The 6,322-nt window shown below is 46.7% G+C and carries 4 protein-coding genes; all 4 read right to left on the bottom strand.

Annotation, left to right across the window (positions count from 1 at the left end; all coding sequences use genetic code 11):
* Nucleotides 1–177 precede the first annotated feature (177 nt).
* From DW103_RS09230 to DW103_RS09215, 4 genes are read right to left on the bottom strand one after another with little or no spacing between them, the layout of a single operon-like run.
* Nucleotides 178–2,193, bottom strand: a complete 2,016-nt coding sequence (locus DW103_RS09230; protein ID WP_122275363.1) for a family 20 glycosylhydrolase — start codon at nucleotides 2,191–2,193, stop codon at nucleotides 178–180.
* Nucleotides 2,194–2,195: 2 nt separating this feature from the next.
* Nucleotides 2,196–3,815 (bottom strand): sialidase family protein, encoded by a 1,620-nt coding sequence (locus tag DW103_RS09225; RefSeq protein WP_122275360.1) that lies wholly within the window; start codon nucleotides 3,813–3,815, stop codon nucleotides 2,196–2,198.
* 18 nt (nucleotides 3,816–3,833) lie between these two features.
* Nucleotides 3,834–5,081 carry an MFS transporter gene (locus tag DW103_RS09220; RefSeq protein ID WP_122275358.1) on the bottom strand — a complete coding sequence of 416 codons (1,248 nt, stop codon included), beginning with the start codon at nucleotides 5,079–5,081 and terminating at the stop codon, nucleotides 3,834–3,836.
* Nucleotides 5,082–5,116: 35 nt separating this feature from the next.
* Complete coding sequence (locus tag DW103_RS09215) at nucleotides 5,117–6,319, bottom strand: AGE family epimerase/isomerase (RefSeq protein WP_122275356.1); 1,203 nt, start codon at nucleotides 6,317–6,319, stop codon at nucleotides 5,117–5,119.
* Between the last annotated feature and the right edge of the window lie 3 nt (nucleotides 6,320–6,322).

Here is a 6,322-nt window from a genome sequence, read left to right as displayed (position 1 = left end):
ATCTTCAGTTTCAGATTGTTTCTAATGCGTTTGCCCTGTAATAACCTTATGTGTAAACTGAAGGGAGAAAGGTCTCTTTTGCTGTTGTCGCTATCTTTGTAAGCTACATAGTGTTTTTTTACCGGAAGTATTGCAATACAGGGAAAGATGATAAATAAACAGCTCTTTTTTATCTCTTTAGCGTATTTTGTCAGGGGAGTAAACGAGCCCGTCAACAGCTCTTTCGCCGTCGGGTGTGACGAGGACAAACGTGAAAGCCCATTTCTGCAAGCGTATTTCCGGGGTCGAAAATTTACCGATAGGCAATTTCAGGAATACTTTGTTCCATCCTTTCTGTAGATGGACCGGTAGGGGTGGTCTGACCGCACAGTTTTCGTTGCCTAAAGGTATTTCATTCGATTTTGAACGGTGTGTCGCTGTCCATACCGGAGGTTCTATTTCTTGGTCGTTCAGCCAAATACGACTGCCTTTGTAGTCCCATGTACCTGGTAGGGGTGGCAAGTCTGCTTCCGAACGGCTGTAGTTCTGAAACTCTATCCAGACGCCGGTTTCCTGTTCTTTGGGCGAATATACCCAGGTCCAGGCATAGGCGGTGTGGTCTGTTTCCGGCTCTTTATATAGGGCAGGGACAAGTGTCCCCCATACATGGCGGAGATAAATTCCGGCTCCCGTGACATCGTGCGTCTTGTATGTTTCTCCTTCGTATAGATAACTTTTTTCGAAGGATTTTTCCGGAGGAAAGGCCTTTTTTAAGTTCCCTTTGTTGGGAAAAGCATCGGTTATGCGCCATTTTACGTTTGTTTGTTTGACGTAGGCAAAAGGATATCCGCGGAAGTATTTTTCTTTGTGGTACAACATCCGTTTTTCGAAATCGGCGAAGGCTTGAAATTCCTCGTTTTCTTCCGGCGGTAGGATGGTCCCGTTCTGGTCGAAATATTCATAGCCTCCTCCTTTCCAAGCGCGTTCGGCGATAGCAAGCATATTCGGGTAGAAACTGTTTTGTTTGATGATATCCGTTTCCGGTTGTATCATCCGGTCGTTCCAGACTGCTAGGATAACGCCTGCGACATCGGCATTACCTTGTGGTACGTTGTAAATGCGACTATTATAAAGTGCGATGATATCGCCGAAGGTGTCGAAGTGGTTCAGGTAATGAAAACGGGAATCGATGGCTGGGATACCCGGTTGAGCTTTACCCCTGTAGCTCCATAGGTGTGTCATGTCGATTTCACCGGGTTGATAGTGCCAACCAGGGTTCCAGGAAATTACTTTTTTCCCTTTCGAGCGGACATAGGCAACCATTTCCGGTACGAAACGAGGATTGGTGAATTGAACTTCATCTGTTCCGAGGTGAAGGTAAGGAACGTCGAAGGCTTCGCAGACCTCTTCGAGCAGAAGTTTTAGTATTTTCATTCCTTCTGGACTTTGCATATCGTGACGGAAGGTACGAACAAATGCGGCACTGTGTCCCGGTATGTCTATTTCGGGGATAAGTAAAACATGGTGCTCCTTACAAAATTGGGTTAGTTCCCGCGCTTCTTTCAATGTATAATATTTCCCCGGCATACGAGTCGTATTTGCGCTGTCGTTGAGCATCGGGAATATCTTGCTTTCCAATCGCCATGATTGATTTTCCGTTAGATGCCAGTGGAATACGTTTATTTTGTAGCGGGAAAGGATGGCTATTTCCCGTTTCAATTCTTCTAAGGATATGTAACTTCGTCCGACATCCTGCATAAAACCGCGGATGCGGAATGCCGGCCAATCTGTAATTTGACAAGCAGTGATATGGCAATTGTTTTCTGTCTGTTTGTTGAGTTGGTTTAGGGTTTGAAAAGCTCGGTAAATACCATTCTCTGTAACAGCTTTAATCGTGATTTTATCCGATGAAACCGTCAATTTGTATGCTTCATCCTGATTGACTGGGATATCCGAGAGGCTGTTGACTAAACTGACTGCTATCGTTTTACGGCTGTCCGGATTTACCTTCAGATGCTGTTCTTGCGCCCATTTCAGAGCCTCCCGTTCTATGTTATTCCCTTCATAGAAAGAAAATGAAATCTCTTTGGCCGTAAAATAACCCTTCTCCCATTTTACGATTTGTGGTTGTGGTAATAAAGAAGGGACATCGGCAGCTTTTGCCACCGATATCCCTAAACATAGTATCAATAAGATGAACAGTATATTTTTCATGTCTACTTTATCAGGTCTGTAAGTTTGACAGCTTGGAAAGTCATGTGTGCCACGCTCGATTCGTAGAGGATACCGACTGTTTCTTTATCTATCATGGAAAGGCAACTGTATCCCCAGCCTTCGCCTTCGTCCAACATTACCTGATATTCGGCGGGCCAGGTCAATCCTCCGTCTAAGCTGGCTTTTATGGTGATATGGTTGCGTCCTTTGGTTGTGTTCGGGTTGGAGAACAGCAACAACTTCTTGCCGGTAATATTATCTTTTGCGTCCACTTTTATCAGGCTAGCCATGCAGACCGGTTCTTGCAAGGCTTTGCGGCTGGAAGGGTGTTCCGTCCATGTTTTGCCCAAATCTTTGGTGATAGCTACGGCACGGCTTCTTCCCCGGTTATCACGCATGTTCAGCATGAGCACACCCGGTTCAACCTCGACTACCTGCGCTTCGGTCGTATTAGTACGGGCCAGATTATGTAAATGCCAAGTTTTTCCCCGGTCTTTGCTGTACATGATTCCGGCATTCGGGACACGTGTCGCATCGATGAATTGGATAGGAAATACCAATGTGCCGTCCTTCATCGTGATGCCCCGGCCCGGCCCTTGCAGCAGGAAGTACCAAGAAGGGTCTTTTACTTGTGCGGTAATGTTGATGGGGTCGCTCCAGGTTTTGCCGTCATCTTCGCTCTTTACAAGCATTAATTGGGCGGTTTCATCGGGCGTCATACCCGGCATGGAGTTCCACCAAGCCCGTTCGTTACCCATGCCGTGTGTCCATGCGGCTACAATCCAGATTGTATTTGTTTTTTCGTCTACCAGGATGGAAGGGTCGCCTACTCCGTTTTGTGCATGAGGCAAACCACCGGTTTCACCGAATGTCATCGCTACGCGCATCGGTTCCCAAGTCTGTCCCTTGTCCATGCTGCGGCTGACACCGATGTCCACCATCTCCTGCAAGTCTACACTGCTGTTGTAACGGATGTCGTAAACACCTAATAAAGTGCCTTTGTTAGTCGTTACTAATCCTGGTATGCGGAAAGCAGCGGAACCGTCGTCTCCGGCTTGACGTACGCCGATACCGACTCTGCGCACTTCCGCTTTTCCGTCCCAGCTCAGAACCGCCGGTTTATCGTTGATAAAAGCCTCCTGTATGTCCACTGATAGTTTCGAGGAAAGAGCTGTTTGATGGTCCATCCGGATACTTATCCAGTAGTAATTTACTCCTTTCACCATCGGTTGCTTGCTGGTAAGTGTTACCGTTTGTCCTGCGAGAGCCTGTTCGTCTTGTTTCACGGAATAGGCAGGGTTTGCCTCACGTGTTTTACCCGGTGTATGGCTGGATATGTAAGTGGCCGGGCTGAAATACTCTCCTTTCCTCGATGGCGCTTCCGTACCGCTATAAAACAAGCGGACTGCTTTTATCTCGGAAATATTGGTTTCCTTACCGAATTGAAGGGTGATTTTATTGAGGATGTCCCCTTTTTGGGCAGGTATGCGTATCTGCAGCAACACATTATCCATACGGTCCGTGAGGATAGGAATTTGCGGTTCCCGTACATATAGACTGTCTGCCGCGAAGATAGTTTCTGTAATCAGAAGAAGGCAAAAATAAAAAAGACTCTTTCTCATGGTATCTTTGTTTGTTAATTATTCATTTGTCTTATTCACCGTTTTAGGGCGTAAGAAGAGGACTTCTACCAGTAAAGCGATGAATACCAGTCCTGCCATCATGGCAAAATCATGTCCCAGGTTTCCTGCGTCAGTCGATTCTCCTAACAAGGAAGTGATGGCTGCCCCGGCAAATACTCCCGTCATATTCATGATGCCATAAGCCGTTGCCCGGTAGCGGGGTGAAACGAATTGGCAGAGAATAGGCATGTTGTTGGCATCGAATATACCGAAACCGATACCGAAACAAAGTCCTCCTCCGATAATCATCAGGAAACTATGCCCGTATCCCAACAAGAGTAATGCCGGAATAGTCAGTGCCAAACCGATGGAACCGGTATAAACGCGTCCGCGTACATTCTTTTGTATCCATTTGTCGGATAAAATACCACCCGCTATGACTCCGATAAACGACGATATTGCGATGGTAAAGGTAGCCAATGGTCCGGCTTCCGACATCTCGATGGAGAGATTTTCCGCAAATAATGTCGGCAACCAGTTCTTAGTGGCCCATCCCGGCAAGCTTGAAGTCGCGAAATAAAGCAGGATAATCCAGAAAGAGAGGTTGACGAACAGCATTGCCATCCCTTTTATTGCGGCGGAGACCGGGTTTTCTTTTGCTCCTGTTTCCTCTTTCGGCCGGGCAACGGTATGGTCCTTTTTATCCCGTAGTAACAGTATCAAAATAATACTGTAGGCGATTCCCACGATACCGAACCAATGAAAGGTCGTTTCCCAACTATACGCTCCGGCAATGGTTGCCCCAAATCCCCCTAATGCCTGACCGGTGTACAGGCCGGTCATGTGAATGCCGACAGCCAGCGAACGCGTCTTTTCCTGATGATAATCCGTAATCAGGGACAAGCCGGCGGGTATATATAAGGCTTCGCTTACTCCCATTATGGCCCTGAGTATGTAAATTTGGTGATAATCTGTGGAATACCCCATCATTAAGGTAACGAACGACCAGACAAATAAACTGCCTACAATCAGCCATTTTCGGTTTACCCGGTCGGCTATCATCCCGGCTACCGGACTCATAAAACCGTATATCCAGAGGAATACAGCCATCAGCCGGCCGAAGTTTGTGGCAGACTCCAATTCGGTAATGTCAATCATCATGGCCGACTTCATTGTCGAAAGCATCTGCCGGTCCATGTAATTCAACAATGCGACGCCCCAAAGCAATCCGACCACCACCCAGGGATAAATCTTTTTATTATTCATTCCTTTTAGATATCCAGGAAAACGAGAGTTTATGACTACTTCGAAAGAATTTCTTTGCAGAGCAAATGTGATTTCAGAAGCATCCGGGGGATGTGGAACGGTCCTTTATACATGTTCCCTTTGGCGGGTTGCGACAAAGTTCCGTCGTAATGGAAATAACCGAACCATTCGCCATATTCCTTGTCCGGGAAACGGGAGTATGTATATTCGTTGATTTGTTTGTGCATTTCAAGGTATTTATTATCACCTGTTGCTTCATACGCGTAAAGTGTCGCGATAATCGCTTCGCATTGCGGCCACCAGAATTTCATGTCGTGCCAGTATTCCTGCTGAGGCAGGTTCTTGCAATCCTTGAAATAGCTGATGCCGCCATACTGTTTATCCCAACCCCATTCCCACGACCAATCGAGGATGGTAAGCCCCATCTCTTTTAATTGCGGGTCCCAGTCTCGATGCTTGGCTTCTTCCAAGATAAACCAAGCTGTCTCGATGGAATGGCCCGGATTGATGGTACGGCCCGGAATGGAGTCTATAAATTCTCCATCAGGCCCTACCGTTTCGAGGATAGCACCGAACTCCGGCTTCATAAAGTCGCGGCGGAGTTCGGCTATCGACTCGTCAATCTGGCGGGTAAGGATTTCATCATCGACCGCTTCCCGGATACGGGCGGCGGTATCAATCAAAATCATACAAAGCGAATGTCCTTTGGCTACAAAACCTTCACGGAACTTTGGTTCGAGTACTTCCGGAGTGTTTTTGTAGTAAAGGATTTGTTTAAATAGTCTTACGGCTTTTTCAGCATAGCTCTTATCGCCCGAGGCAATCGAATATTGTGCCATGGCGATAGCAGCAAATGTTTCAGAAAATACGTATCGGCGTTTACGTACAGGGAGGCCCGTCTTGGTTACTTCGTAGAACATCCGGCCATCGGTATCGAAACAGTATTTCTCAATAAAATCGATACCGTTTTTACAGGCGCGCAACCATTCTTCGTTTTTTTCCAACTGGTTGTAGGCATAGGCTAAGATGAATGCGAAACGTCCCTGGAACCACACGGATTTGTTTGAATCCATCAGGGAACCGTCTCGGTTCAGGCAGGTGAAATAACCACCGTTTTCTTTGTCTGTCCCATATTTCAACCAGAAAGGCAGAATATCCGTAAGCAGGTCTTTTTTGTAGACTTCTGCCCAATAATTCAGATATTCAACGGGCTGAGTGATATTAGTCGGTGTGTTCATGGT

It is taken from the genome of Parabacteroides sp. AM08-6 (genome assembly GCF_003473295.1).
Classification (GTDB): domain Bacteria; phylum Bacteroidota; class Bacteroidia; order Bacteroidales; family Tannerellaceae; genus Parabacteroides.
The sequence above is the reverse complement of the archived record's forward strand: the minus strand, read 5'-3'. Positions and strand labels throughout refer to the sequence as shown.

Excerpts from the sequence above, each read along its gene's own strand:
- DW103_RS09230 (WP_122275363.1), bottom strand. The coding sequence starts at position 2,193 with ATGAAAAATATACTGTTCATCTTATTGATACTATGTTTAGGGATATCG.
- DW103_RS09225 (WP_122275360.1), bottom strand. The coding sequence starts at position 3,815 with ATGAGAAAGAGTCTTTTTTATTTTTGCCTTCTTCTGATTACAGAAACT.
- DW103_RS09220 (WP_122275358.1), bottom strand. The coding sequence starts at position 5,081 with ATGAATAATAAAAAGATTTATCCCTGGGTGGTGGTCGGATTGCTTTGG.
- DW103_RS09215 (WP_122275356.1), bottom strand. The coding sequence starts at position 6,319 with ATGAACACACCGACTAATATCACTCAGCCCGTTGAATATCTGAATTAT.